Origin of the sequence: Pseudomonas sp. MYb60 (assembly GCF_002979555.1) — a bacterium.
GTDB lineage: Bacteria > Pseudomonadota > Gammaproteobacteria > Pseudomonadales > Pseudomonadaceae > Aquipseudomonas.
This window is the reverse complement of record NZ_PCOZ01000002.1, coordinates 565,010-589,477: the sequence shown is the minus strand read 5'-3', so window position 1 is coordinate 589,477 and position 24,468 is coordinate 565,010. Positions and strand designations below refer to the sequence as shown.

At 61.1% G+C, this 24,468-nt stretch carries 23 protein-coding genes; 20 read left to right on the top strand and 3 right to left on the bottom strand.

Features of this window, described 5'->3' with window-relative positions; genetic code table 11:
- The coding region (locus CQ041_RS26450; protein WP_218276512.1) for a hypothetical protein at positions 1-195 on the top strand (195 nt) is incomplete at its 5' end.
- Between the two features lie 172 nt (positions 196-367).
- Here the strand turns inward: CQ041_RS26450 and CQ041_RS05565 are convergent.
- Both CQ041_RS05565 and CQ041_RS05560 read right to left on the bottom strand, forming a co-directional pair.
- Complete coding sequence (locus CQ041_RS05565; protein ID WP_105521462.1) at positions 368-1,588, bottom strand: CaiB/BaiF CoA-transferase family protein; 1,221 nt, start codon at positions 1,586-1,588, stop codon at positions 368-370.
- A 12-nt stretch (positions 1,589-1,600) separates the two neighbouring features.
- The gene (locus tag CQ041_RS05560) at positions 1,601-2,782 is read right to left on the bottom strand and encodes an acyl-CoA dehydrogenase (protein WP_105521461.1); all 1,182 of its coding nucleotides are present in this window, start codon (positions 2,780-2,782) and stop codon (positions 1,601-1,603) included.
- A gap of 157 nt (positions 2,783-2,939) precedes the next feature.
- Here CQ041_RS05560 and CQ041_RS05555 point away from each other — a divergent pair, with 157 nt between their 5' ends.
- From CQ041_RS05555 to CQ041_RS05465, 19 genes are all read left to right on the top strand, one after another.
- Positions 2,940-3,839 carry a LysR family transcriptional regulator gene (locus CQ041_RS05555; protein ID WP_163001959.1) on the top strand — a complete coding sequence of 300 codons (900 nt, stop codon included), beginning with the start codon at positions 2,940-2,942 and terminating at the stop codon, positions 3,837-3,839.
- 451 nt (positions 3,840-4,290) lie between these two features.
- Entirely contained in the window at positions 4,291-5,412 is a 1,122-nt protein-coding gene (locus CQ041_RS05550) for a Re/Si-specific NAD(P)(+) transhydrogenase subunit alpha (RefSeq protein WP_105521459.1), read from the top strand.
- 15 nt (positions 5,413-5,427) lie between these two features.
- The gene (locus tag CQ041_RS05545) at positions 5,428-5,748 is read left to right on the top strand and encodes an NAD(P) transhydrogenase subunit alpha (protein ID WP_003187417.1); all 321 of its coding nucleotides are present in this window, start codon (positions 5,428-5,430) and stop codon (positions 5,746-5,748) included.
- A complete protein-coding gene (locus CQ041_RS05540) occupies positions 5,748-7,184 on the top strand; it encodes an NAD(P)(+) transhydrogenase (Re/Si-specific) subunit beta (RefSeq protein WP_105521458.1) in 1,437 nt (478 codons plus the stop codon). Before CQ041_RS05545 ends, CQ041_RS05540 begins: the two co-directional genes overlap by 1 nt.
- A gap of 179 nt (positions 7,185-7,363) precedes the next feature.
- Positions 7,364-8,857 carry an acetyl-CoA hydrolase/transferase family protein gene (locus CQ041_RS05535; RefSeq protein WP_105521457.1) on the top strand — a complete coding sequence of 498 codons (1,494 nt, stop codon included), beginning with the start codon at positions 7,364-7,366 and terminating at the stop codon, positions 8,855-8,857.
- A 318-nt stretch (positions 8,858-9,175) separates the two neighbouring features.
- Positions 9,176-9,388, top strand: a complete 213-nt coding sequence (locus tag CQ041_RS05530; RefSeq protein ID WP_105521456.1) for a DUF1127 domain-containing protein — start codon at positions 9,176-9,178, stop codon at positions 9,386-9,388.
- A 278-nt stretch (positions 9,389-9,666) separates the two neighbouring features.
- The gene (locus tag CQ041_RS05525; protein ID WP_105521455.1) at positions 9,667-9,987 is read left to right on the top strand and encodes a DUF2388 domain-containing protein; all 321 of its coding nucleotides are present in this window, start codon (positions 9,667-9,669) and stop codon (positions 9,985-9,987) included.
- Positions 9,988-10,090: 103 nt separating this feature from the next.
- On the top strand, positions 10,091-10,399 hold the full coding sequence (locus CQ041_RS05520) for a DUF2388 domain-containing protein (protein ID WP_105521454.1): 309 nt from the start codon (positions 10,091-10,093) through the stop codon (positions 10,397-10,399).
- 26 nt (positions 10,400-10,425) lie between these two features.
- Positions 10,426-10,746 (top strand): DUF2388 domain-containing protein, encoded by a 321-nt coding sequence (locus CQ041_RS05515; protein WP_105521453.1) that lies wholly within the window; start codon positions 10,426-10,428, stop codon positions 10,744-10,746.
- Positions 10,743-12,704: a DUF4105 domain-containing protein gene (locus CQ041_RS05510; RefSeq protein WP_105521452.1), complete on the top strand. Its 1,962-nt coding sequence runs from the start codon at positions 10,743-10,745 to the stop codon at positions 12,702-12,704. The genes CQ041_RS05515 and CQ041_RS05510 overlap by 4 nt, the downstream gene beginning before the upstream one ends.
- A gap of 283 nt (positions 12,705-12,987) precedes the next feature.
- Entirely contained in the window at positions 12,988-14,295 is a 1,308-nt protein-coding gene (locus CQ041_RS05505; protein ID WP_105521451.1) for a CitMHS family transporter, read from the top strand.
- 70 nt (positions 14,296-14,365) lie between these two features.
- Positions 14,366-15,133, top strand: coding sequence for a TerC family protein (locus tag CQ041_RS05500; RefSeq protein ID WP_105521450.1), 768 nt, complete (start codon positions 14,366-14,368; stop codon positions 15,131-15,133).
- Between the two features lie 271 nt (positions 15,134-15,404).
- On the top strand, positions 15,405-17,063 hold the full coding sequence (locus tag CQ041_RS05495; protein ID WP_105521449.1) for a Na/Pi cotransporter family protein: 1,659 nt from the start codon (positions 15,405-15,407) through the stop codon (positions 17,061-17,063).
- A 57-nt stretch (positions 17,064-17,120) separates the two neighbouring features.
- Positions 17,121-18,503 (top strand): pitrilysin family protein, encoded by a 1,383-nt coding sequence (locus tag CQ041_RS05490; RefSeq protein ID WP_105521448.1) that lies wholly within the window; start codon positions 17,121-17,123, stop codon positions 18,501-18,503.
- 71 nt (positions 18,504-18,574) lie between these two features.
- Positions 18,575-19,606 (top strand): DUF5924 family protein, encoded by a 1,032-nt coding sequence (locus CQ041_RS05485; RefSeq protein WP_105521447.1) that lies wholly within the window; start codon positions 18,575-18,577, stop codon positions 19,604-19,606.
- A gap of 54 nt (positions 19,607-19,660) precedes the next feature.
- Entirely contained in the window at positions 19,661-20,809 is a 1,149-nt protein-coding gene (locus tag CQ041_RS05480; RefSeq protein WP_105521446.1) for an ABC transporter permease, read from the top strand.
- Entirely contained in the window at positions 20,806-21,609 is an 804-nt protein-coding gene (locus CQ041_RS05475) for an ABC transporter ATP-binding protein (protein WP_105521445.1), read from the top strand. Before CQ041_RS05480 ends, CQ041_RS05475 begins: the two co-directional genes overlap by 4 nt.
- A 1-nt stretch (position 21,610) precedes the next feature.
- Positions 21,611-22,549, top strand: coding sequence for an MlaD family protein (locus tag CQ041_RS05470; protein WP_105521444.1), 939 nt, complete (start codon positions 21,611-21,613; stop codon positions 22,547-22,549).
- On the top strand, positions 22,546-23,157 hold the full coding sequence (locus tag CQ041_RS05465; protein WP_105521443.1) for an ABC-type transport auxiliary lipoprotein family protein: 612 nt from the start codon (positions 22,546-22,548) through the stop codon (positions 23,155-23,157). Before CQ041_RS05470 ends, CQ041_RS05465 begins: the two co-directional genes overlap by 4 nt.
- 56 nt (positions 23,158-23,213) lie before the next feature.
- On the opposite strand, the gene CQ041_RS05460 is transcribed toward CQ041_RS05465, so the two are convergent.
- A complete protein-coding gene (locus tag CQ041_RS05460) occupies positions 23,214-24,443 on the bottom strand; it encodes a nucleoside recognition domain-containing protein (protein WP_105521442.1) in 1,230 nt (409 codons plus the stop codon).
- Positions 24,444-24,468: the final 25 nt, after the last annotated feature.

Sequence of the window (24,468 nt, the reverse complement as noted above, 5' to 3'; positions counted from 1 at the left end):
CAGCCTCATTTGCTGTCAAGTGATTATTTTTCAGAAGTTTTCGAAGAATTCTTCAACAACTTCAACCACTTGCGCTTCCGATCACTCGTTAGCGGGAGGCGAATTCTACAGCGTTACACGCTGCTGTCAACACCTCTTTTTCAACTTCCTGATCACTTCGATGAACTGAAGCAACCTGCTGCCGAACCTACATAACTCATTGTTTACCAAGGAGTTTTCCGTTTCGACTGCGCCGGAAGTGGGGCGAATTATAGACCTCCAGAATCTGCCGTCAACCCTTAATTCTGTTTTTCTATCAGACAGTTGCAGTCGATTAAAAAACAACCAGCCGAGCACCGCAAACCGCCCTCTATATAGAAGAAGGCAATCAGATAACGCCCGCCTTCTTCAAAGCAGCCAGATTCGCCACCCCCAACCCCAACACATTCGTGAGCACCTTCACCGTATGCTCCCCTAATAGAGGAGGCGCGCTTCGGTACTCCACGGGCGTCTTGGACAGCCGAATCGGGCTGGCAACCTGAGGCACCATCCCCGCCAACGCATGGGGCAGGGCCATTGCCAATCCTCGCGCCTTGACCTGAGGGTCCGCAAACACCTGCTCCAGATCATTGATCGGGCCACACGGCACACCCACTTGCTCCAGCTGCGACACCCACTCAGCCGTCGTCTTGTACACCGTCGCCTGACGAATCAGCGGAATGAGCTCAGAGCGGTTTGACACTCTTGCCTTATTGGTAGAGAACCGCGGGTCAGCCGCCCATTGCGGCTGCCCAGCCACTTCGGCGAATTTCCGAAACTGCCCGTCATTACCCACCGTCAGGATGAAGTCGCCATCCGCCGTTGGAAAATCCTGATAAGGCACGATGTTTGGGTGAGCATTGCCCAGACGCTTTGGCGCCACGCCCGTCGTCAGATAATTCATTGCCTGGTTGGCCAGGCATGCGACCTGGACATCCAGCAGAGCCATGTCGATGTGCTGACCACCCCCGTCGTGATCACGATGGGCCAGCGCCGCCAGGATCGCCACCGTCGAGTAAAGTCCGGTAAGGATGTCGGTCAACGCCACACCGACCTTCACGGGCCCAGCCCCCTCATCACCTTCAGGCCGACCGGTCAGACTCATGAGCCCGCCCAGCCCCTGAATCATGAAGTCGTACCCCGCACGGGCCGCATAAGGCCCCGTCTGGCCGAACCCCGTAATGGAGCAGTAGATCAATTCCGGATTGATCTCCTTGAGCGACTCATAGTCCAGCCCATACGCCGCCAGCCCACCCACCTTGAAGTTCTCGATCAATATGTCGGACTTGGCCGCCAGGTCGCGTATCAGCTTCTGACCCTCCGGCCGCGTAAAGTCGATGGTCACCGACTCTTTATTGCGATTGGCCGACAGGTAGTACGCCGCCTCGCTGGTGCTCTCACCATAGGCGTCTTTCAAGAAGGGGGGCCCCCAGGCGCGTGTGTCGTCACCGCTGCCCGGACGCTCGACTTTGATCACCTCCGCGCCAAGGTCCGCCAGAATCTGCCCGGACCAGGGCCCTGCCAGCACTCGCGATAAATCCAGCACCCGCAGATGAGAAAGCGCACCCATGTCGTTCTCCTATTAATAGAACGCCTGGAGACCGGTCTGCGCACGCCCCAGAATCAAGGCGTGCACGTCGTGGGTACCTTCATACGTGTTGACCACTTCCAGGTTGACCAGATGACGAGCCACCCCGAACTCGTCGGAAATACCGTTGCCGCCCAGCATGTCCCGCGCCATGCGCGCGATGTCCAAGGACTTGCCACACGAGTTGCGCTTCATGATCGACGTGATCTCGACCGCTGCCGTCCCCTCATCCTTCATGCGCCCTAGACGCAGGCAGCCCTGGAGCGCCAAGCTGATCTCGGTCTGCATATCCGCCAGCTTCTTCTGGATCAACTGCGTCGCCGCCAGCGGACGTCCGAACTGCTGCCGATCGAGGGTGTATTGGCGAGCGGTATGCCAGCAGAACTCAGCAGCCCCCAAGGCCCCCCATGAAATCCCGTAACGCGCCGAGTTAAGGCAAGTGAAGGGCCCCTTCAAGCCACGCACATCAGGAAAAATGTTCTCTTCAGGCACGAACACATTGTCCATGACGATTTCGCCGGTGATCGATGCCCGCAGGCCGACCTTGCCGTGGATCGCCGGGGCACTCAGGCCCTTCCAGCCTTTCTCCAGCACAAACCCACGGATATCACCGGCGTCGTCCTTGCCCCACACCACGAACACATCGGCGATCGGGCTATTGGTGATCCACATCTTCGCGCCCGTCAGGCTGTAGCCACCTTCCACCTTGCGCGCACGGGTAATCATCGCACCCGGGTCAGAACCATGGTTGGGCTCGGTCAGGCCAAAACAGCCAATCCACTCACCCGACGCCAGCTTCGGCAGATACTTCTGCTTCTGCGCCTCAGTCCCGAACTCATTGATCGGCACCATGACCAGGGACGACTGCACACTCATCATCGAGCGATAGCCGGAATCAACACGCTCCACTTCGCGAGCGATCAGCCCGTAGCTGACGTAGTTCAAGCCGCTGCCACCGTACTGCTCGGGGATCGTCGCGCCCAACAGCCCGATTTCACCCATTTCACGGAAAATCGCGGGATCGGTCTTTTCATGACGGAAAGCTTCAAGCACTCGCGGTGCCAGCTTGTCCTGGGCAAATTGCTCGGCGCTGTGACGCACCATGCGCTCTTCTTCGGTGAGCTGTTGATCCAGCAGCAGTGGATCGATCCAGTTGAAGCTTGCCTTGCCAGCCATGAATAAGTCCTCGCGGAAAAAATCAGAAGTCGTGGATTCAGCCTAGGCCGGGCAGGCATGAAGGGCAAACGAGGATTCCGCATAGGGTTGTGCTAATTTCTCACTTCGTAACGTAAAAAAGCGCCACATCCGCGCCTTAAGTGTGAGCACAACGTATATGCGCAGGAAAATTCCCAGCACCACAGCCCTGGTCAGTTTTGAAGCGGCGGCTCGCCACGAGAGCTTTACCAAGGCGGCCCACGAGCTTTCCATCACCCAGGGGGCTATCTGCCGACAGATCGCCAGCCTCGAGGAGTTTTTAAGTGTCGAGCTGTTTCGACGCTCGCGACGCGGGGTGAAGCTGACCGAAGCGGGGCTTTCCTATAGCCGTCGCGTCGCCACCCAACTGGATGCCGTAGAGCGCGATACGCTGTCTGTGATGGGGCAACAAGGCACCAACGTCATCGAACTGGCCGTGGTCCCGACATTTGGCACCCAATGGCTGATTCCCCGCCTCAAGGACTTCCAGCGCCAGCACCCCGAAGTCACCGTCAACCTGACCAACCGCACTCGCCCTTTTCTGTTCGCCGATACCGAATTCGATGCCGCAATCTACTTCGGCGATGCCGACTGGTCCGGTACCGAGTCCCATCGGCTCATGGGAGAAAACCCTGTCCCTGTCTGCAGCCCGCGCCTGCTGGCGGGCCGTACAGAGTTCAGCCCCGAAGACATGGCGGACCTGCCCCTGCTGCAACAGACCACACGACCCTACGCCTGGCGCCAGTGGTTCAACGCCCAGCAATTGAACATCCCCCGCGACATGACAGGCCCCCGTTACGAGCTATTCTCGATGCTGTCGCAGGCAGCCATGCATGACATGGGCGTTGCGCTGATTCCGCCATTCCTCATTCAACGCGAGCTGGAGGAGCAGCGGCTGATGATTGCGAGCCCTCGGGTACTGACGAGTTCGAAGGCGTATTACCTGATGATTCCTGACAGAAAAGTCGAATCGGCATCCCTGCATGCGTTCAAGGACTGGCTGATCGACCAATCGCAGCGCTACAACCCCAGCGTTTAAAGGCCAAAGATAGATATTGACCCTGTAGTCAGATAAATATTGATCCTACAGATATACGTATATGTCGCATTTCAGCAGACTGTACCTATCGATTGAAAATAACGCTCAACGCCATGATTTTCATGGCTTGTAGCGACTATCACGGGCCAATGCGCGACCATTCACAGCGACAATGCAAAAACCGGTGATAATCAGCTGCAAGCCTTTAAATCCCTGTATTTGAAGAGGTTATTTCAGAGTGTTGCGACAATCAGTCACAGGGTGACTTGTAGTTAATTTTTCGTCACCCGTCATAATCCCTTGAAGGCCGTAAAGTTCGCCTGCAAAATGCCGCGCCCCGCTGTCATTTAAGCGGGATCGTGCTGATCGGCCGCCCCAGATGCGCCACTCGCGGTGCACTGGCCTTTTTACAAAAAGATCAAAAGCAAAAAGATCATGCAGGAGATTTGACGTGCACATTGGTGTTCCTCTCGAAACCCAGACCGGTGAAACACGGGTGGCTGCCACCCCGGAAACCATCAAGAAGCTGATCGGCCAGGGCCATAAGGTCACTGTACAAAGCGGAGCCGGCATCAATGCCAGCGTCGTCGACAGTGCCTATGAAGCGGCAGGCGCGACCATTGGCAGCGCCAACGACGCCTTTGGTGCCGAGCTGATTCTGAAGGTGGTGGCCCCCAGCGACAGCGAACTTACGCTGATCAAGAGCGGCACCGTGTTGGTGGGCATGCTCAACCCGTTCAGCAACGAAACCATCGCCAAGCTCGCCGAGCGCGGTATCACCGCCTTCGCCCTCGAAGCTGCGCCGCGTACCTCGCGGGCCCAGAGCCTCGACGTGCTGTCGTCCCAGGCCAACATCGCCGGCTACAAGGCCGTGCTGCTTGCCGCTCATCACTACCCGCGCTTCATGCCGATGCTGATGACCGCCGCCGGCACCGTCAAGGCCGCTCGCGTACTGATCCTCGGTGCCGGCGTTGCTGGCCTGCAGGCCATCGCCACGGCGAAACGCCTGGGTGCAGTGATCGAAGCGTCTGACGTGCGTCCCGCCGTGAAAGAGCAGATCGAATCCCTCGGCGCCAAGTTCGTCGACGTGCCGTATGAAACCGATGAAGAGCGCGAATGCGCTGTCGGTGTCGGCGGCTATGCCCGTCCAATGCCCACCAGTTGGATGCAGCGCCAGGCCCTGGCCGTGCACGAACGCGCCAAGCAGGCCGACATCGTCATCACCACCGCCCTGATCCCGGGCCGCAAGGCGCCGACCCTGCTCAGCGCCGACACCGTCGCGCAAATGAAGCCAGGCTCAGTGGTCATCGACCTCGCCGCGGCACAGGGTGGCAATTGCCCCCTGACCGTCGCAGACCAGGTCGTCGTGGAAAACGGCGTGATCATTTGTGGCCCGACCAACCTCGCCGGCGCTGTCGCCGCCGACGCCTCGGCCCTGTACGCGCGCAATTTGCTGGACTTCCTGAAGCTGGTCTTCACCAAGGAAGGGCAGTTTGAAATCAACCTCGAAGACGACATCGTCGCCGCGTGCCTGATGTGCCGCGACGGCCAAGTCATCCGCAAAAACGCCTAAGCAGGGATTCAGACGATGGAAGAGCTTATCTCCCCCGGTATCTACAACCTGATCATCTTTGTGCTGGCGATTTATGTCGGTTACCACGTGGTCTGGAACGTCACCCCCGCGTTGCACACGCCGTTGATGGCGGTGACCAACGCAATTTCCGCGATCGTGATCGTCGGCGCCATGCTCGCTGCCGCCCTCACCGTGACCCCATTGGGCAAGACCATGGGCACCTTGGCCGTGGCGCTGGCAGCCGTGAACGTGTTCGGCGGCTTCCTGGTCACCCGCAGGATGCTTGAGATGTTCAAGAAGAAAGCCCCGAAAGTAAAAGAAGAGGCGCCGAAGTAATGAGCATGAATCTGGTAACGACGCTCTACCTGATCGCGTCGATCTGCTTCATCCAGGCCCTCAAGGGCCTGTCGCACCCAACCACGTCGCGTCGCGGCAACCTGTTCGGCATGCTCGGCATGGCGCTGGCGGTGCTCACCACCGTGGGCCTCATCTATAAGCTCGGCGCTGAGCTGGCAACGGCTGGCATCGGCTACGTCATCGTTGGCCTGCTGGTCGGCGGCACCGCCGGCTCGATCATGGCCAAGCGCGTTGAAATGACCAAGATGCCGGAACTGGTGGCGTTCATGCACAGCATGATCGGCCTGGCAGCGGTATTCATCGCCATCGCCGCGGTGGTTGAGCCGCAGTCCCTGGGCATCGTTAAACACCTGGGCGACTCGATTCCTGCCGGTAACCGCCTGGAATTGTTCCTCGGTGCAGCCATCGGTGCCATCACGTTCTCCGGTTCGGTGATCGCGTTCGGCAAGCTGTCGGGCAAGTACAAGTTCCGCCTGTTCCAGGGCGCGCCGGTACAGTTCGGCGGCCAGCACAAGATCAACCTGGTGCTTGGCCTCGCGACCCTGGGCCTGGGCCTGGCGTTCATGTTCACCGGCAACCTCACCGCGTTTGCGCTGATGCTGGCCCTGGCCTTCGTGCTTGGCGTGCTGATCATCATCCCGATTGGCGGTGCCGACATGCCCGTTGTCGTGTCGATGCTCAACAGCTATTCGGGTTGGGCCGCAGCGGGCATTGGTTTTTCGCTGAACAACTCGATGCTGATCATCGCCGGCTCCCTGGTGGGGTCCAGCGGCGCGATCCTGTCGTACATCATGTGCAAGGCGATGAACCGTTCCTTCTTCAATGTACTGCTCGGCGGTTTCGGCAATGCACCGGATGCCAGTGCCGCAGCGGGCTCCAAAGAAGCACGCCCGGTCAAATCCGGCTCGGCCGATGACGCCACCTTCCTGCTGACCAATGCCGACACCGTTATCATCGTCCCGGGTTATGGCCTGGCCGTGGCGCGCGCGCAGCATGCGCTCAAGGAACTGACCGAGAAGCTGACCCACCATGGCGTGACCGTGAAATACGCGATCCACCCGGTGGCAGGTCGCATGCCAGGCCACATGAACGTCCTGCTCGCCGAGGCCGAAGTGCCTTACGACCAGGTGTTCGAGATGGAAGACATCAACTCCGAGTTCGGCCAGGCCGACGTGGTGCTGGTGTTGGGCGCCAATGACGTGGTCAACCCGGCCGCCAAGAACGACCCGAACTCGCCGATTGCCGGCATGCCGATCCTCGAAGCGTTCAAGGCCAAGACAATCATCGTCAACAAACGCTCAATGGCCAGCGGTTATGCCGGCCTGGATAACGAGCTGTTCTACCTCGACAAGACCATGATGGTCTTTGGTGACGCCAAGAAAGTCATCGAAGACATGGTCAAGGCCGTCGAGTAACACTGCTGCAGCGCAATACTCGAAACCCCGGCTTCTTGTAGGCTGGGGTTTTTTATTACCGCATGAAACCCGACCAAAGGCTCTAAATCGCTGCCTGGCATTCGACCATGGTAGCGGGCCGAATTTTTTTGAAATCACTAAACTGCGCACCTTGCTTCCGTAGCCTGAGATAAAAATCCATGTACCGTGATCGCATCCGCTTGCCTTCGTTGTTGAACAAGGTCATGAGCGCGGCCGACGCCGCCGCACTGATCGAGGACGGCATGACCGTCGGCATGAGCGGCTTCACCCGCGCCGGCGAAGCCAAGGCCGTCCCCCACGCCCTGGCCGAACGGGCCAAGACCTCGCCACTGAAAATCACCCTGATGACCGGCGCCAGCCTGGGCAACGACCTGGACAAACAACTGACCGAGGCCGGCGTGCTGTCCCGACGCATGCCATTCCAGGTCGACAGCACCCTGCGCAAGGCGATCAACGCCGGCCAAGTGATGTTTATCGACCAGCATCTGTCGGAAACGGTTGAGCAGTTGCGCAATAACCAGCTCAAGTTGCCGGACATCGCGGTGATTGAGGCGGTGGCGATCACCGAGCAAGGCCACATCGTGCCGACCACTTCCGTGGGCAACTCGGCCAGCTTTGCGATTTTCGCCAAGCAAGTGATCGTCGAGATCAACATGGCCCACAACCCGAACCTGGAAGGCTTGCACGACATCTATATTCCGACCTACCGGCCGACCCGCACGCCGATCCCATTGGTGAAGGTCGATGACCGTATCGGCAGCACCGCGATCCCGATCCCGCCGGAGAAGATCGTCGGCATCGTGATCACCCATCAGGCCGATTCCGCCTCCACCGTGACACCGCCTGACAGCGACACCCAAGGCATCGCCAATCACCTGATCAACTTCCTCAAGCAGGAAGTCGACGCCGGGCGCATGACCAACAAGCTCGGCCCGTTGCAGGCCGGCATCGGCAACATCGCCAACGCGGTGATGTGCGGCTTGATCGAGTCGCCTTTCGAAGACCTGACCATGTATTCGGAAGTGTTGCAGGACTCCACCTTCGACTTGATCGACGCTGGCAAGCTGAGCTTCGCCTCGGGCAGTTCGATCACCTTGTCGGAGCGGCGCAATGCCGACGTGTTCGGCAACCTGGAGCACTACAAAGACAAACTGGTGCTGCGCCCACAGGAAATCTCCAACCACCCGGAAGTGGTGCGGCGCCTGGGCATCATCGGTATCAACACAGCGCTGGAGTTCGACATCTACGGTAACGTCAACTCCACCCACGTCTGCGGTACACGGATGATGAACGGCATCGGCGGCTCCGGCGACTTCGCGCGCAACGCGCACTTGGCGATCTTCGTCACCAAATCGATTGCCAAGGCCGGTGCGATTTCCAGCGTGGTGCCGATGGTCAGCCACGTTGACCATACCGAGCATGACGTCGACATCCTGGTAACCGAAGTGGGGCTGGCCGACCTTCGTGGCCTGGCGCCACGGGAACGGGCACGCGTGATCATCGACAACTGTGTACACCCGGCGTACCGCGATGCGCTGAACCGTTACTTCGATGCCGCCTGCGCCGTCGGCGGGCACACGCCGCACATCCTGCGTGAAGCACTGAGTTGGCACATCAACTTGGAAGAAACCGGGCATATGCTCAAGGCTTGATGGGTACAGGTTCGGGCTGATGCAAACACAGTTTCATCAGCTCGACGGTTCCACCCCTGAATCTGAGAAAAACTGTACTGCTGTACCGGTCGATTCCTACCGAAATATCCTACCCCACTAGTCGAAACTGCTCATTTCGCACTCTTTTAGTGCGGACAGGTACAGTTGCCCCAATTACGGACAGTACAGCACCCTTAAACAGTTAACTGGCCCCTCACAATACAGGTGAACTGTATCTAGAGAGTCTTGCGCTGAGAGAGGATCATTGGCATCAGTTAAACCACTACCTAATCCCGCCACAAGCGGAAGGATGTCATCATGGAACGTACACTCAGTTCCGATCTGTTCTCTGAAAAAGCTGTAAACACCGAAGCCGCTCTGCCTTTGCGCGTTCTGGCTAACCTGATGTTGTGGCAGCGCCGCATCTCCAGCCGCCACCAACTGGCTCGCCTGGATTCGCGTCTGCTGGCTGACGCTGGTATCAGCGAAGCTCAACGCTACGAAGAGCTGAGCAAGCCGTTCTGGCGCTAACTTAGCGCTCGCTGGCCCTGACCTGCCGGGTCCACTGCCAGCAACCAGATTTGTCAAAACAAAGCCCGCCCCGGGAGACCGGAGGCGGGCTTTGTTGTTTCTGTGGGACGGTTAAAACCGCCAATCAGTACAGTTCATGTAATTCATAAAATAACCGTAACACTTTTAAATCAGATACCGCCCGTTGTCACAGCGGCTTACTATCCGCTCATCACCAGAGCGCCTGATGATCAATACTCGTCTCTGAACCCTGTGTTTCCCCTTGAAGGAGTCATTCCATGTCCCGTCTTCGCCTGTTGAGCGCTGCTGCCCTGCTGACCCTGGCTGCCAACGCCCACGCCACCAGCTTCATCGTGACCACCGATTCCCTGGTCGGCGCGCTGAAAGCCACTTCCGACGCCACGTCCGATGCCACCTCGTCCCTGCGTGACAACAAGGTCGTGCGCGCCGCCCGTGACGATGCTGCGAGCTTCGTCGCCAGCGAAGGTGCCATCCGTGGCGTGAAACTGGAGAGCGCCCTGGCCCAGATCCGTCAACAAGCGCCGCAACTCAATGCCGCTACCGATGCACAACTGGCCCAGGCGATCCTGGCGATCTGAAACAACGCGCAAAGGGAGCGCCCGCCGCTCCCTGATACCGCCGCACTGGCTCTCGCCCGGGCATTGCGCTAGCCTTGGCGCTCGCTTTCAACTGTCGAGTCCCATGGCTTTTTCATACCGCCTGTTAATAGTCCCTGTGTTGTTTTCCGCTGCCTGGTCGCCATTGGCTTCGGCCTTTGACCTGACCACCCAAGGCACCGTCGCGAGCGCGTACGCCACCAGCAAGGTGACCTCTGCGCCTTTCGACCGCAAAGTGATCATCGCCGCCCAGGATGACGCCGCAGCGTTCATCGCCACCGATGGCCAATGGCGCGGTGCGCGGCTGGAGTCTGCGCTGGATTACCTGCGCCACAGCCGGCCGAAACTTAACGCCAGCGACCTTGAACTGGCGCAGGCAATTCTCGTCCAATAACCATCTGTGTATTTCGGAGTCATCCCATGCGTAGCCCGCTGATCGCCGCCACCCTTGGCCTGCTGCTGTTGGCCGACATTGCCCAGGCACAAACCCTGGTGGCCACCAGTAACATCATTGTTCGCGCCTCCGGCCGCACCATCGATTTCACGTCGGACACCACCACGTCCATCCGCGACTCCAAAATCGTGCGCGACGCCCACGACGACGCCGCCAGTTTCGTCGCCACCAAAGGCGAGATCCGCGGCGCACAGCTCGAAGCCGCCTTTGACACCCTGCGTACCCGCGTACCGGAAGCCCGCGACGCCAGTGACCAGACCCTCGCTGAAGCTATCCTCGCTCTGTGAGGCGCCTCGCCGCCTGGCTCCTGGCCGGGGCAGTGCTGGTGTGCGCCAGCGCAGCCCAGGCCAGCCTGCAACTGCGACTCAAGACTGAAGGCCTGAGCGCGGCGCAACAGCAGGCCAGCCAGGCATTGCTCGATGACGCGATGCGCGCACTGCCACCGCGTTTCATCGAACAGCTGGATCGCCGCATCGACGTCGGCTGGACCGACAAGATGCCGGAAAACGCCTACGGCCAGGCTTCGCTGGTGTCCGAGTTGGACCTCAATAGCAACCTGCTCGACAGCCTCACCGACGGCAGCGCCGCCACGCAAAAAACCCATCGCCCCCACGGCACCGTGCGCCGGGAAATGCTCGCCACCGTGCTGCATGAACTGACCCACATCTATGACCGTGCGCGCCTGTGGCCCAAGGATGAGCGCGCGCTGATCCAGCGTTGCAGCCGCCAGAACAGCATCACCGGCGTCATCGGCCTGCCCGATCAATGCCGTGGCCAGAACGATCGTCGCTTCACCCTCAGCGATGACCCGCGCCTGCTGGACCTCGCCGGATGGCCACAATACGTGGGCCGGCGCGGCGAGCGCGAACAGCACAACCGCCAAGTGGTGCGCAGCCCGGATATCTACGAAACCACCAGCCCGCTTGAATTCGTCGCGGTCAACATGGAGTACTTCCTCCTCGACCCGAGCTATGCCTGCCGACGCCCCGCGCTGTTCCGCTATTACAAGGAACACTTTGGCTGGGCGCCGCCGGAGCAGGACGCGTGCGCCCCGTCCTATCCTTTCCTCAATGCCGGCAATGATTTCGCCAAGACTCCGCTCGGCCATGTCGACCCTGAGCGCGTCTACGAGATCGATTACCTGCTGGCCGAAGCCAACCAGAACCTGGTCAGCCGCTGGGGCCACAGCATGCTGCGCCTGGTGATCTGTGCGCCTGGCCGCCCCCGTGGACCGGATTGCCGGCTCGACCTGGACCAGCACCTGGTGTTGTCCTACCGCGCCTTTGTCGGTGACGTGCAGTTGTCGAGCTGGGACGGGCTGGTGGGCAAATACCCATCGCGGCTGTTCGTGCTGCCACTCGCGCAGGTGATCGACGAGTACACCAAGACCGAACTGCGCGGCCTGGCCTCGGTGCCGCTGAAACTCACGCGCCAGGAAATCAACGACACCGTCGAGCATGCCGCCGAAATGCACTGGAGCTACGACGGCAACTACTACTTCCTGTCCAACAACTGCGCGGTCGAGAGCCTGAAACTGTTGCGCAGCGGCAGCGCCAACCCGCAACTGACCGGCCTGGACAACATCACCCCCAACGGCCTGCTGGAAGTCCTGCAAGCCCGCGGCCTGGCGGATACCAGTGTGTTGGACGACAAGCGCAACGCCCTGCGCCTGGGCTATCACTTCGACTCCTTCCGCGAACGCTATCAGGCGATGTTCGACGTGCTGCGCAAACACTTGCCGATCAAGCAGACCCAGGTCGAAGACTGGCTGGCCCTGAGTGCCGCCGAACGCCGCCAGTGGTTTGACCAGGCCGACCTGCGTACCAGTGCCGCGCTGTTGCTGCTGGAACAGGCGAGCTTTCGAAAGCAGTTGATGCTGGCCCAGGACGAAGTCAAACAACGCTACCTAGGCGCCCGCGAGCTGAAAAACGGTGGCATGGAGAAAGCCAACGCCACCCTGCAACAGATTCTCGCCAACAGCGGCTTCCTCAGCCGCCCGGCGGAACTGCTCGACAGTGGCGGCTACGGCCTGCCGCAGCCATCCGAAGCCAAGCGCCTGGAATCGGAAAGCGCCGAGCGCCAGAAACAGCTGCAATCGCTGACTGGCGAGTTGGACAAAGAGGTGAGGGCGCTGCTGGAACCATCCCGCGCGGCCGAAATCGCCGCGTGCGAAGCCAACCTCAAGCAGGTGGGTGAGCATTTGCGCACGCTGCACAAAGCCGCCGGCGGTCTCGAACTGCCGTAGAGCATCACTGCCCTCCCACATTTTGATCTGCATAAACCTCAACACTGCGTACTGCCCTTCATCCCCTGTTTTCCCAGCGAAAGCTGGCTGAAAGCTTTCCCGTCTAGGATCGCCTCCAACTGCCGGCAACAGACCGGCTGTACACAACAACAATGGTGATTCCCGATGTCCGCCCGTACCCGCCTGTTCGCCCCGACTCCCCCCGTAAGCCTCGTGCCTTTCGTTCTGCGCTGACCCAACCGGTTCGCTATTTCCCTAGCCGCGCTACGCCTGGAGTATTCCTATGCTGACTTTCCTTGGCTTCGCCATGGTCATCACGTTCATGTTCCTGATCATGACCAAGCGCCTGTCCGCGCTGATCGCCCTGATCATCGTGCCCATCCTGTTCGCGCTGTTCGGCGGTTTCGCGCCGAAGATCGGCCCGATGATGCTCGAAGGCATCACCAAGCTTGCGCCGACCGGCGTGATGTTGATGTTCGCCATCCTCTATTTTGCCCTGATGATCGACTCCGGCCTGTTCGACCCGGCCGTGCGCAAGATCCTCAAGATGGTCAAGGGCGACCCGCTCAAGGTCTCGGTCGGCACCGCCGTGCTGGCGCTGGTGGTTTCCCTCGACGGTGACGGCGCCACCACCTACATGATCTGCGTGGCCGCCATGCTGCCGCTGTACCAGCGCATCGGCATGAGCCCGCGGATCATGGCCGGCCTGATCATCCTCGCCGGCGGCGTGATGAACATGACCCCCTGGGGCGGCCCGACCGCCCGCGCCGCCAGTGCGCTGCACGTGGACCCTTCGGACATCTTCGTACCGATGATCCCCGCCATGGCCGCCGGCGTCATCGCCATCCTGGTGATCGCCTATATGTACGGCAAGCGCGAGCGTGCGCGCCTGGGTGAACTGCACCTGGCCGGCGACGAGATCGACCACAGCGAGATCAGCGTGTCGCAATTCCCGGACGCTCGCCGTCCCAAGCTGATCTGGTTCAACGGCGCCCTGACCCTGCTGCTGATGTGCACACTGATTGCCGGTCTGTTGCCGCTGCCCGTGCTGTTCATGGTGGCGTTCAGTATCGCGATGATCGTCAACTACCCATGCCTGCAACAGCAGAAAGACCGCGTCGCGGCCCACGCCGGCAGCGTGTTGGCGGTGGTCGGGCTGATCTTCGCCGCGGGTATCTTCACCGGCATCCTGTCGGGTACCGGCATGGTCGACGCCATGTCCAAGAGCCTGCTGGCGGTCATTCCCGAAGCCATGGGCCCGTACCTGGCAGTGATCACCGCACTGGTGAGCATGCCGTTCACCTTCTTCATGTCCAACGATGCGTTCTACTACGGCGTCCTGCCGGTGCTGGCCGAAGCCGCCAGCCACTACGGCATCAGCGCCGTGGAAATGGCCCGCGCCTCGATCGTTGGCCAGCCGGTGCACTTGCTCAGCCCGCTGGTACCGTCCACCTACCTGCTGGTGGCCCTGGCCGGTATCGAATTCGGCGACCACCAGCGCTTCACCCTGAAGTGGGCAGTGCTGGTCTGCCTGTGCATAATGTTCGCCGCATTGCTGATGGGGATTTTTCCGCTGTTCAGCACTCTATAATCGTACCGACTCACACTTACCGCGCGGCGCTGCAGCTTGCGCGGTTTAACACTTGCTCAAAGGAATACACATGGAATGGCTGACCAATCCGGAAATCTGGATTGCCTTCTTCACCTTGACGGCCCTCGAGATCGTCCTGGGTATCGATAACATCATCATGATTTCGATCCTGGTCAGCCGCATGCCCAAGCATATGCAGGCGCGCACCCGGATCTTCGGCCTCGCCCTGGCGATGGTCACGCGCATTCTGCTGCTGCTGTCGATCACCTGGGTAATGCAACTGACCGCCGACCTGTTCGTGGTCTTCGGCCAAGGCATTTCCGGTCGCGACCTGATCCTGTTCTTCGGTGGCCTGTTCCTGCTGTGGAAAAGCTCCCAGGAGATGTACCACGCGCTGGAAGGTGAAGACGAAACCAACGAAGAACCGAGCGGCAAGGGTGGCAAGTTCATCTACACCATCGTGCAGATCGCCATCATCGACATCGTGTTCTCCCTGGACTCGGTCATCACCGCCGTTGGCATGGTTTCCCATGTTCCGGTCATGGTCGCCGCGATCATCGTTGCAGTACTGGTGATGATGCTGGCAGCCGGCACCATCAGCGAATTCATCGACAAGCACCCGTCGCTGAAAATGCTCGCGCTGTCGTTCCTGCTGGTCGTCGGTACCGTGCTGATCGCCGAATCCTTCGACGTGCACGTGCCAAAAGGCTACGTCTACTTCGCCATGGCGTTCTCGCTGGCAGTGGAAGCGGTGAACATCAAGATGCGTACCGCCATCGCGAAAAAGAAGAAACAGCAGGATCCGGTGAAACTGCGCAAAGACATTCCGGGTCAATAACCGGAACGCCGCATCGCCGTCACTGTAGGAGTGAGCTTGCTCGCGAAAAACTCAAGGGCACCGCGTTCTTTCAAAATGAACGCGTTATCGTTGACGTTCTTCGCGAGCAAGCTCGCTTCTACATGTGACAGTTTTGTTTCAATCGTCACTTTAGCTATGCGATGCTGGCGCGCAGGCCATTCGCCAACTACAGCTTAAGTACAAGACGTAGAGCGGCACGCGGCAAACTTCCTACGCTCCCTTTGGAGCGCACCCACACGGGGGGCCGAGCATGCTGACCTTGCTCAATCTGCTTTCCGCCGTGACCCTGCTGATCTGGGGCACGCACATCGTCCGGACCGGCATCCTGCGGGTCTACGGCTCCAACTTGCGCCAAGTCATCGGGCACAACATGTCCAAGCGCTGGCTGGCGTTTATCGCCGGTATCCTGGTGACGGCCATGGTGCAGAGCAGCAACGCCACGGCGATGCTGGTCACCTCGTTTGTGGGCCAAGGCCTGATGGGGCTGATGCCTGCATTGGCGACCATGCTTGGTGCCGACGTCGGTACGGCGCTCATGGCGCGGGTGCTGACGTTCGACCTGTCCTGGCTGTCGCCGCTGCTGATCTTCCTCGGGGTGATTTTCTTCCTGTCGCGCAAACAGACGCGGGCCGGGCAGTTGGGCCGGGTGGGCATCGGCCTCGGGTTGATCATCCTCGCGCTGCAACTGATCGTCGAAGCCGCCGGGCCTATCACCCACGCTCAGGGCGTGAAAGTGCTGTTCGCCTCGTTGACAGGCGACATCCTGCTCGACGCCCTGGTCGGCGCGTTGTTCGCGATGATTTCCTACTCGAGCCTGGCCGCTGTGCTGCTCACCGCCACCCTGGCCGGCGCCGGCGTAATCGGCTTGCACGTGGCCATCGGCCTGGTGATCGGAGCCAACATCGGCAGCGGCGTGCTGGCCTTCCTCAGCACCAGCATGCAGAACGCCGCCGGACGCCAGGTGGCACTGGGCAGCCTGTTGTACAAGTTGATCGGGCTGTTGCTGATCATCCCGGTACTCGATCCCCTTGTCCTGTGGATGGACGGTTTGGACTACAGCGCCCAAGGCATGGTCATCACCTTCCACCTGCTCTACAACGTCAGCCGCTGCCTGATCCTGCTGCCAACCATCGGGCCCATGGCGCGCCTGTGCGCCTGGCTGCTGCCGGAGCGGGAAGACACCAACGGCAAGGCCAAGCCGCGCCACTTGGACCCCACCGCCTTGACCACCCCGAGCCTGGCGCTGGCCAACGCTGCCCGCGAAACCCTGCGCCTGGGCGACCTGATCGACAACATGCTAATGTCCATGCAGGAAGTGCTGCGTGGCAAACAAACCGCCATCACCCAGGAAATGCGCAGCCTCAGCGATGATGTCGAATCGCTCTACAGCGCGATCAAACTCTACCTGGCGCAGATGCCCCGCGAAGACCTCAGCGAGCAGGACAGCCGGCGCTGGGCCGAAATCATCGAACTGTCGATCAACCTGAAGCTGGCCGGCGACCTGATCGAACGCATGCTGCGCAAGGTCCAGCAGCAGAAAACCTCTCAGCGCCGGCAGTTTTCCGAAGTCGGCCTGGAAGAACTCAGCGGCCTGCACAGCCAGTTGATCGCCAACCTGCGCCTGGGCCTGTCGGTATTTCTCAGTGCCGACCCAGAGAGCGCCCGCCAGTTGCTGCGCGAAAAACGCCGCTTCCGCGCCCAGGAACGGCGCTTGGCTCACGCCCATGTCAGCCGCCTGCAACGCAAGATCGTACAGAGCCTGGAGACCAGCTCCCTGCACCTCGAGCTGATCGCCGACATGAAACGCTTGAATTCACTGTTTTGCAGCAGCGCCTATGTCGTGCTGGAAACGTCCGACACCGGCGCGCTCTCCGCCGACGATATTGCCGACATCACACATTCGCCCTGAACGTAAGATGGCCCGTGAAGTCAGTTAAAACTGACCTCACTCGCCAGGAAGCCAGTTATGCGTCGCCTGCTATTCGCCTGCCTGTTGCTCGGTTCTGCCCACGCCTTCGCCTTTGACCGCCTGCAAGTCGAGGGCTACACCCTGCCCAACGGCCTGCAATTGCTGCTCAAGCCTGGCACCGAACGCGGGCATGTGGCGATTCGCCTGGTGGTCGGCGTCGGCCTGGATGACTTCGGTTGCGATGACAAGGAATTACCGCACCTGCTTGAACACCTGCTGTTCAGCGGTATCGACGGCGGCAGCGAAGGCGACCTGGAAGACCGCATGCAAGCCCTGGGCGGCGAGTGGAACGCCTACACCAGCAATGCCGACACCACCTTCGTGATCGAAGCCCCCGCGCGCAACCAGCGCAAAGTGCTCGACCTGTTGCTGGCGATCATCACCCGCACCGAGCTGAGCGAGGCCAATATCGCTGCCGCCAAGCAGGTGGTGGAGCGCGAAGACGGCGGCCATTACTCGCACCTGCAACGCCTGCTCGACCGCCAGGACCTGGGCCACACCGCCAGCAACCAACTGGCGGTCGAACTGGGGCTCAAATGCGCCGAACGCGCCGAAGTCGGCCACTTGACCCGCGCCCAACTGGAGGACCTGCGCAAAAACTGGTACGCCCCCAACAACATGACCCTGATCATCGTCGGCGACCTCGACAAACTGCTGCCGGCGTACCTCGAACGCACCTTCGGCCAGCTCGACCCGGTCGAGCCCACCGATCACCCGGAACTGCCGCAGATCCAGCAAGCCGCCGCCAGCCATCGCGAGCTGATCCACGGCTGGGTCGGTAACAGCGCCAAGCTGCACTGGCTGTTCCCCGAGCCAGTGCTGGACGATCAGTACGATGAAACCTACGACCTGCTCAAGGACTATCTCGACTGGGCGCTGTACCGCGAGCTGCGACTCAAGCACGGTTTATCCTACGGCCCCTGGAGCGAACGGGAAGTACTCGGCGGCGTTGGGTTCCTCAGCATCAATGCCGACCTTGAGCGGGAAAACCTCGCCGACGCCGAACAGCTGCTGCAGGACCTCAAGGCCCAGTTGCTCAAGAACGGCTTGGACCCTGCCGTATTCGCCCGCCTGCAACACGCTGCCATCGCCCGCCAGGCGTGGGCCGTGCAGGGCAACAGCGCCCTGGCGGACTATTACTGGAGCGCCTCCGGCGATTACAACAATGGCCACTTCAGCGACCCGGTCAAGCGCATCAAGTCGGTGAGCCTGGACCAGGCCAACCAGGCCATGCACCAGGTGTTCAAGCAGCCGGGCTACTGGCGTATCGAGAAACCGCTGTTGAGCTACGACGCCCTTGGTTGGATAGGCGCCGGCGTACTCGGGTTGATTGCGATTGTGTTGATCGGCGTGCGGGTTTATCGCAAACGGATCGCGTAATCGGGCACCGGTAAGCGGGCCAAGACGTTATCCTGTCAGGGATTTTTCCCACGAAGACTGCGAACCGCCGAATGCAAAACCTGACCCAATTTATCCAGCGCGTACTCGTCCTGATGAAGCGCTACCCAGGGGTGATCGCACTCGGTGGCTTCATTTCGGGGGTATGCAGCTTCATTCTGGTAGACCGCCAGCAGGGCATGGCCAGTTGGATCGCGGTAATTATGTTGGTGAGCTGGTTGTGGCTGATGCTGGAAAACAGCTTTACGCAGCTGTTCACCAAACTCTTCAAGCGCGAAATTCCCGAGCCCCTGCTGCGTTATGCGACCCAGATGATCCACCAGGAAAGTCTGTTTTTCGTGCTGCCCTTCTTTTTCGTCACCACCGCCTGGAACAGCGGTCAGTCAGTGTTTACCGGCCTGCTCGGCGCGGCAGCACTGGTGTCGATTGTCGACCCGCTGTACTACAAATGGCTGGCGCCCAAGCGTTCGCTGTTCCTGGCGCTGCACACCCTGACCCTGTTTGCCGCGTTGCTTACCGCACTGCCGATCATCCTGCACCTGACCACCGCCGAGAGCTACAAGCTGGCCCTCGGCGTGGCCATGGCCCTGTCGATTCCGAGCCTGGCGGTCAGCCTGCCGCTGCGCAGCCTCAAGGGCTGGGCCATGCTGCTGGGGGTGACCGCCGCCATTGGTTGCGCCGGTTGGTTCCTGCGCAGTTGGGTGCCGCCGGCCACGCTGTGGATGACCGAAGTGGCCATCAGCACTCAGCTGCAAGACCGCACCCCCGGCGACGACCTAAAGGAAGTCAACGCCGCCCAACTGCGCAGCACCGGCCTGTACGCCTACACCGCGATCAACGCGCCGCGTGGCCTGGATGAACGCATCTATCACGTGTGGAAATTCAACGGCAAGGAAGTCGACCGCATCGCCCTGGACATCCACGGCGGGCGCAAGGAAGGCTACCGCGCCTGGACCCACAAGCAGAACTTCCCCGCCGACGCCGTGGGCCGCTGGCAGGTGCGCGTGCTGACCGAAGATGGCCAAGTGATCGGCGTGTTGCGCTTCAAAGTGACCGACACAGCACAAACGGACAACCCAAAGTAGGATGGATCGTGCTATTACGTAGGAATTGTGGATAGCCAAACAAGCTCGGAGCTTATGACCAGTAGTACCACCGCCGGCTCAGCCCACCTCGACACGTCCACGTCTCCGCCTCAACTGAGGATTACGGGGGACTGGACGCTTGCGCACTACGCCAGCCTGAAGAAGCTGTCGGACACCCTCGACGGCCAATATGACGCCGGCGCGCGCATCGACCTCAATGGCCTCGGTGCCCTGGACACCGCCGGCGCTTCATTACTGGTGGAGCTGCTGGGCCCGGTGCGCATCGAACAATCCGCCGAACAGACCGATTGCAGCCTGTCCGCCGCCGACCGTGCACTGCTCAAGACGGTCTACCGCTCCCTGCATGACTTTTGCGTGCCGGACAAAGCGGCGGAAGAAGGCACCGGCATCCAGGTGTTGGCCCGCATCGGACGCGCGGTGGATAAGGTCTGGCAGGACAGCAAGCAACTGCTGGGCTTCATCGGCCTGATCCTGGAGACCTTCGCCCGTGGCATTTTCCGGCCCAAGCGCTGGCGCATCACGCCGATGGTGTCGCACATTGAACAAACCGGCCTCGACGCCGCGCCCATCGTTGCGCTGCTGACGTTCCTGGTCGGTGCCGTGGTGGCGTTTCTCGGTGCGACGGTGCTCAAGAGCTTTGGTGCGACGATTTTCACCGTGGACCTGGTGGCGTTTTCATTTCTGCGCGAATTTGGCGTATTGCTCACCGCGATCCTGATCGCCGGCCGCACCGCCAGTGCCTTTACCGCGCAAATCGGCTCGATGAAGGCCAACGAAGAAATCGACGCCATCCGCACCCTGGGCCTGGACCCGATGGAGCTGCTGGTGCTGCCGCGCGTACTGTCGCTGTTGGTGGCGCTGCCGATGCTGACCTTCGTGGCGATGCTCTCGGGGATCGTCGGCGGCGGGGTGGTGTGCGCCGTGGCCCTGGATATTTCGCCGGCGATGTTCCTGTCGCTGCTGCAGTCGGACATTGGCGTGCAGCACTTCCTGGTGGGCATGGTGAAGGCGCCGGTCTTCGCTTTCCTGATCGCCGCGATCGGCTGCCTGGAAGGCTTCAAGGTCAGCGGCAGCGCCGAGTCTGTTGGCGCCCACACCACCTCGAGCGTGGTGCAATCGATCTTTGTGGTGATCGTGCTGGATGCGGTGGCCGCGTTGTTCTTCATGGAGATGGGCTGGTGAGTCGTCTACACCGAGCGCCCAGTGAGGCGGTGATTGAAGTGCGCGGCCTGTGCAATCGCTTTGGCAGCCAGAGCGTGCACGAGAACCTCGACCTGGATTTGTACAGAGGCGAGATCCTCGCTGTGGTCGGCGGCTCCGGCAGCGGCAAATCGGTGCTGCTGCGCAGCATTGTCGGCCTGCGCCAGCCCAGCGAAGGCGAGGTGCGGGTGTTCGGCAAGAACCTGCCCAGCCTGCCCGAGCACGAGCGTTCGCTGGTGGAACGGCGCTTTGGCGTGCTGTTCCAGAAGGGCGCGCTGTTTTCCTCGCTGACCGTGACCGAGAACGTCGCGCTGCCGCTGATCGAACACGCCGGCCTCAGCCGCCGCGACGCCGAGCACCTGGCGGCGGTCAAACTGGCCCTGGCCGGGCTGCCGCTGTCAGCGGCGGATAAGTACCCGGCGTCGCTGTCCGGCGGCATGATCAAGCGCGCCGCCCTGGCTCGCGCGCTGGCGCTGGACCCGGATATCCTGTTCCTCGACGAACCCACCGCCGGCCTCGACCCGATTGGCGCGGCACAATTCGACCAACTGATCCTGACCCTGCGCGACGCGTTGGGCCTGAGCGTGTTCCTGGTCACCCACGACCTGGACACGCTGTACACCATCACCGACCGCGTGGCGGTACTGGCACAGAAGAAAGTGCTGGTGGCCGATGCCATCGATGTCGTCTCGGAGACGGACGACGCGTGGATCCACGAATATTTCCACGGCCCTCGTGGCCGCGCGGCGTTGGACGCCGCTCAATCGCTCAACGAGGTATGACATGGAAACCCGCGCCCATCATGTGATGATCGGTCTATTCAGCGTGATCGTGGTGGTCGGCGCGATGCTGTTCGGGCTGTGGCTGGCCAAGTCCAGCGTCGACAGTGCCTTCCAGGATTACGAGGTGGTGTTCAACGAAGCGGTCAGCGGCCTGTCCCAGGGCAGCGCGGTGCAGTACAGCGGGATCAAGGTGGGCGACGTGATCAGCCTGCGCCTGGACCCTAAAGACCCGCGCCGCGTACTGGCGCGCATCCGCCTGGCCGGGCAGACGCCGATCAAGGTCGACACCCAGGCCAAGCTGGCCCTGACCGGCATCACCGGCACTTCGATCATCCAGCTCAGCGGCGGCACGCCCCAGAGCCCGGAGCTCAAGGGCAAGGACGGCAACCTGCCGGAAATCATCGCCTCGCCATCGCCCATCGCGCGCCTGCTCAATAACAGCAACGACCTGATGACCAGCATCAACCTGCTGCTGCACAACGCCAACGCGTTGTTCTCCCGTGAGAACGTCGAGCGCTTGAGCAACACCCTGGACAACCTGCAACAAACCACCGGCGCCATCGCCGACCAGCGCGGCGATATCAAGGTGGTGATGCAGCAACTGATGCAGGTGAGCAAACAGGCCAGCGGCGCACTGGAGCAAACCACCGTGCTGATGCGCAATGCCAATGGCTTGCTCAACGATCAAGGCAAACAGGCGTTCGGCAGCGCCGAGCAGGCGATGAAATCCCTCGAGCAAAGCACCGCCACCATCAATACCTTGCTGGCCAACAACAAGGATTCGGTAAACAGCGGCATGCAGGGCCTCAACGAACTGGCGCCGGCCGTGCGCGAACTGCGCGAAACCCTCGGTTCGCTGCGCGCCATCTCCCGCCGCCTGGAAGCCAACCCCAGCGGCTACCTGCTGGGCAGCGACAAGAACAAGGAGTTCACGCCATGAAGCGTAATTATCAACTGATCGTCCCCGTTGCCCTGGCACTGGTCAGCGCCTGCTCGATCCTGCCCAAGCCAGACCCTTCGGATGTGTACCGCCTGGCAGGCAGCCAGACGGCCAGCCAGGGTTCGCCAGTGGCGTGGTCGCTGCGCCTCACCAAGCCCCAGTCCAGCGAATTTCTCGACAGCCCGCGCATTGCCGTGGTGCCCAACGGTGACCTGATCAGCAGCTACGCCAACGCGCGCTGGAGCGACCCGTCGCCGGTGCTGCTGCGCAATCGCCTGCTGGATGGGTTCCAACGCGATGGCCGGGTGACACTGCTGAGCACCGATGACACCAACCTGCAGGCCGACTATGAGTTGGGCGGGCAGTTGCAGGCGTTCCAGAGTGAGTACCGGGGCAGTGCGGTGGAGGTCGTGATTCGCCTGGACGCGCGGCTGGTGCGCGGCAGTGATCAGCGGATCATTGCCAGTCGGCGGTTTGAGGTGCGTCAGCCTGTAAGTGAAACCCAGGTGCCGGCGGTGGTGGCCGGGTTTGTGCAGGCGGGGGACCAATTGAACAAGCAGGTGGTGGATTGGGTTGTGCAGCAGGGCAACGGTGCTGTGAAACAGTGAGGGCCCTATCGGGGGCGGTGCGACGATTCGACTTGCCCACGATAGCAATCTCAGCCTCAGCCAAAGAACCAGTAGCACACCGCAATAGCCGCCACGACACCCGCAAACTCCGCCAGCAACGCGCAGCCCACGGCATGCCTGGCCCGCTGGATGCCTACCGAGCCAAAGTACACCGCCAACACATAAAAGGTGGTTTCCGTACTGCCCTGGATCGTCGCGGCCACCAATGCCGGGAAGCTGTCGACGCCTTGGGTCTGCATGGTCTCGATCAACATCGCCCGCGCAGCGCTGCCGGAAAACGGCTTGACCATCGCGGTCGGCAAGGCATCGACGAAGCGGGTGTCCATGCCCGTCCAGGCGACCAGGTGGCGGATGCCTTCAAGGCCGAAATCCAGTGCCCCCGAGGCCCGCAGCACGCCCACGGCACATAACATCGCCACCAGGTATGGCAGCAAATTCTTCGCGACATCGAAGCCTTCTTTGGCACCTTCGACAAAAGCCTCATACACCTTCACCTTGCGCAGCGCGCCGATCACCAGGAACAGCATGATCAGGCCAAACAACGTGAGGTTGCCGAGGATCGACGACAGGCCCGCCAGCGCCGTGGCCGACAACGTCGCCAGCAGCGCCATGAAGCCGCCGAGCACCAGTGCGCCGGGGATCAGGTACGCCAGCACCACTGGGTCCCACAGCCGCAACCGCTGCATGATCGCCACCGAGAGCAGGCCCACCAGCGTCGATGCACTGGTGGCCAGCAGGATCGGCAGGAACACCAGCGTCGGGTCCGCTGCGCCTTGCTGCGCGCGGTACATGAAGATCGTCACCGGCAACAGCGTCAGCGAGGACGCGTTGAGCACCAGAAACAGGATCTGCGCATTGCTCGCGGTGTTAGGGATGGGGTTGAGTTCCTGCAGCGCCTTCATTGCCTTCAGGCCGATGGGCGTTGCGGCGTTGTCCAGCCCCAGGCCGTTGGCGGCGAAGTTGAGCGTGATCAGGCCGATGGCCGGATGGCCAGCCGGCACTTCCGGCATCAGGCGGCGGAACAGCGGGCCCAGCGCCTTGGCCAGCCAATCAACGATCCCGGCCTTTTCGGCGATACGCAGAAAGCCCAGCCACAGCGTCAGGGTGCCGAACAGCAGCACCATGACTTCCACCGACAGTTTGGCCATGGCGAAAATGCTTTCGACCATCGCCGCAAAGATCCCGGCATTGCCGCCGACAAGCCATTGCGCCAGCGCCGACACCATTGCCACGACAAAGAAGCCAAGCCACAGGCCATTGAGCATCAGTTGAATCCCCCGAAGAATGGGG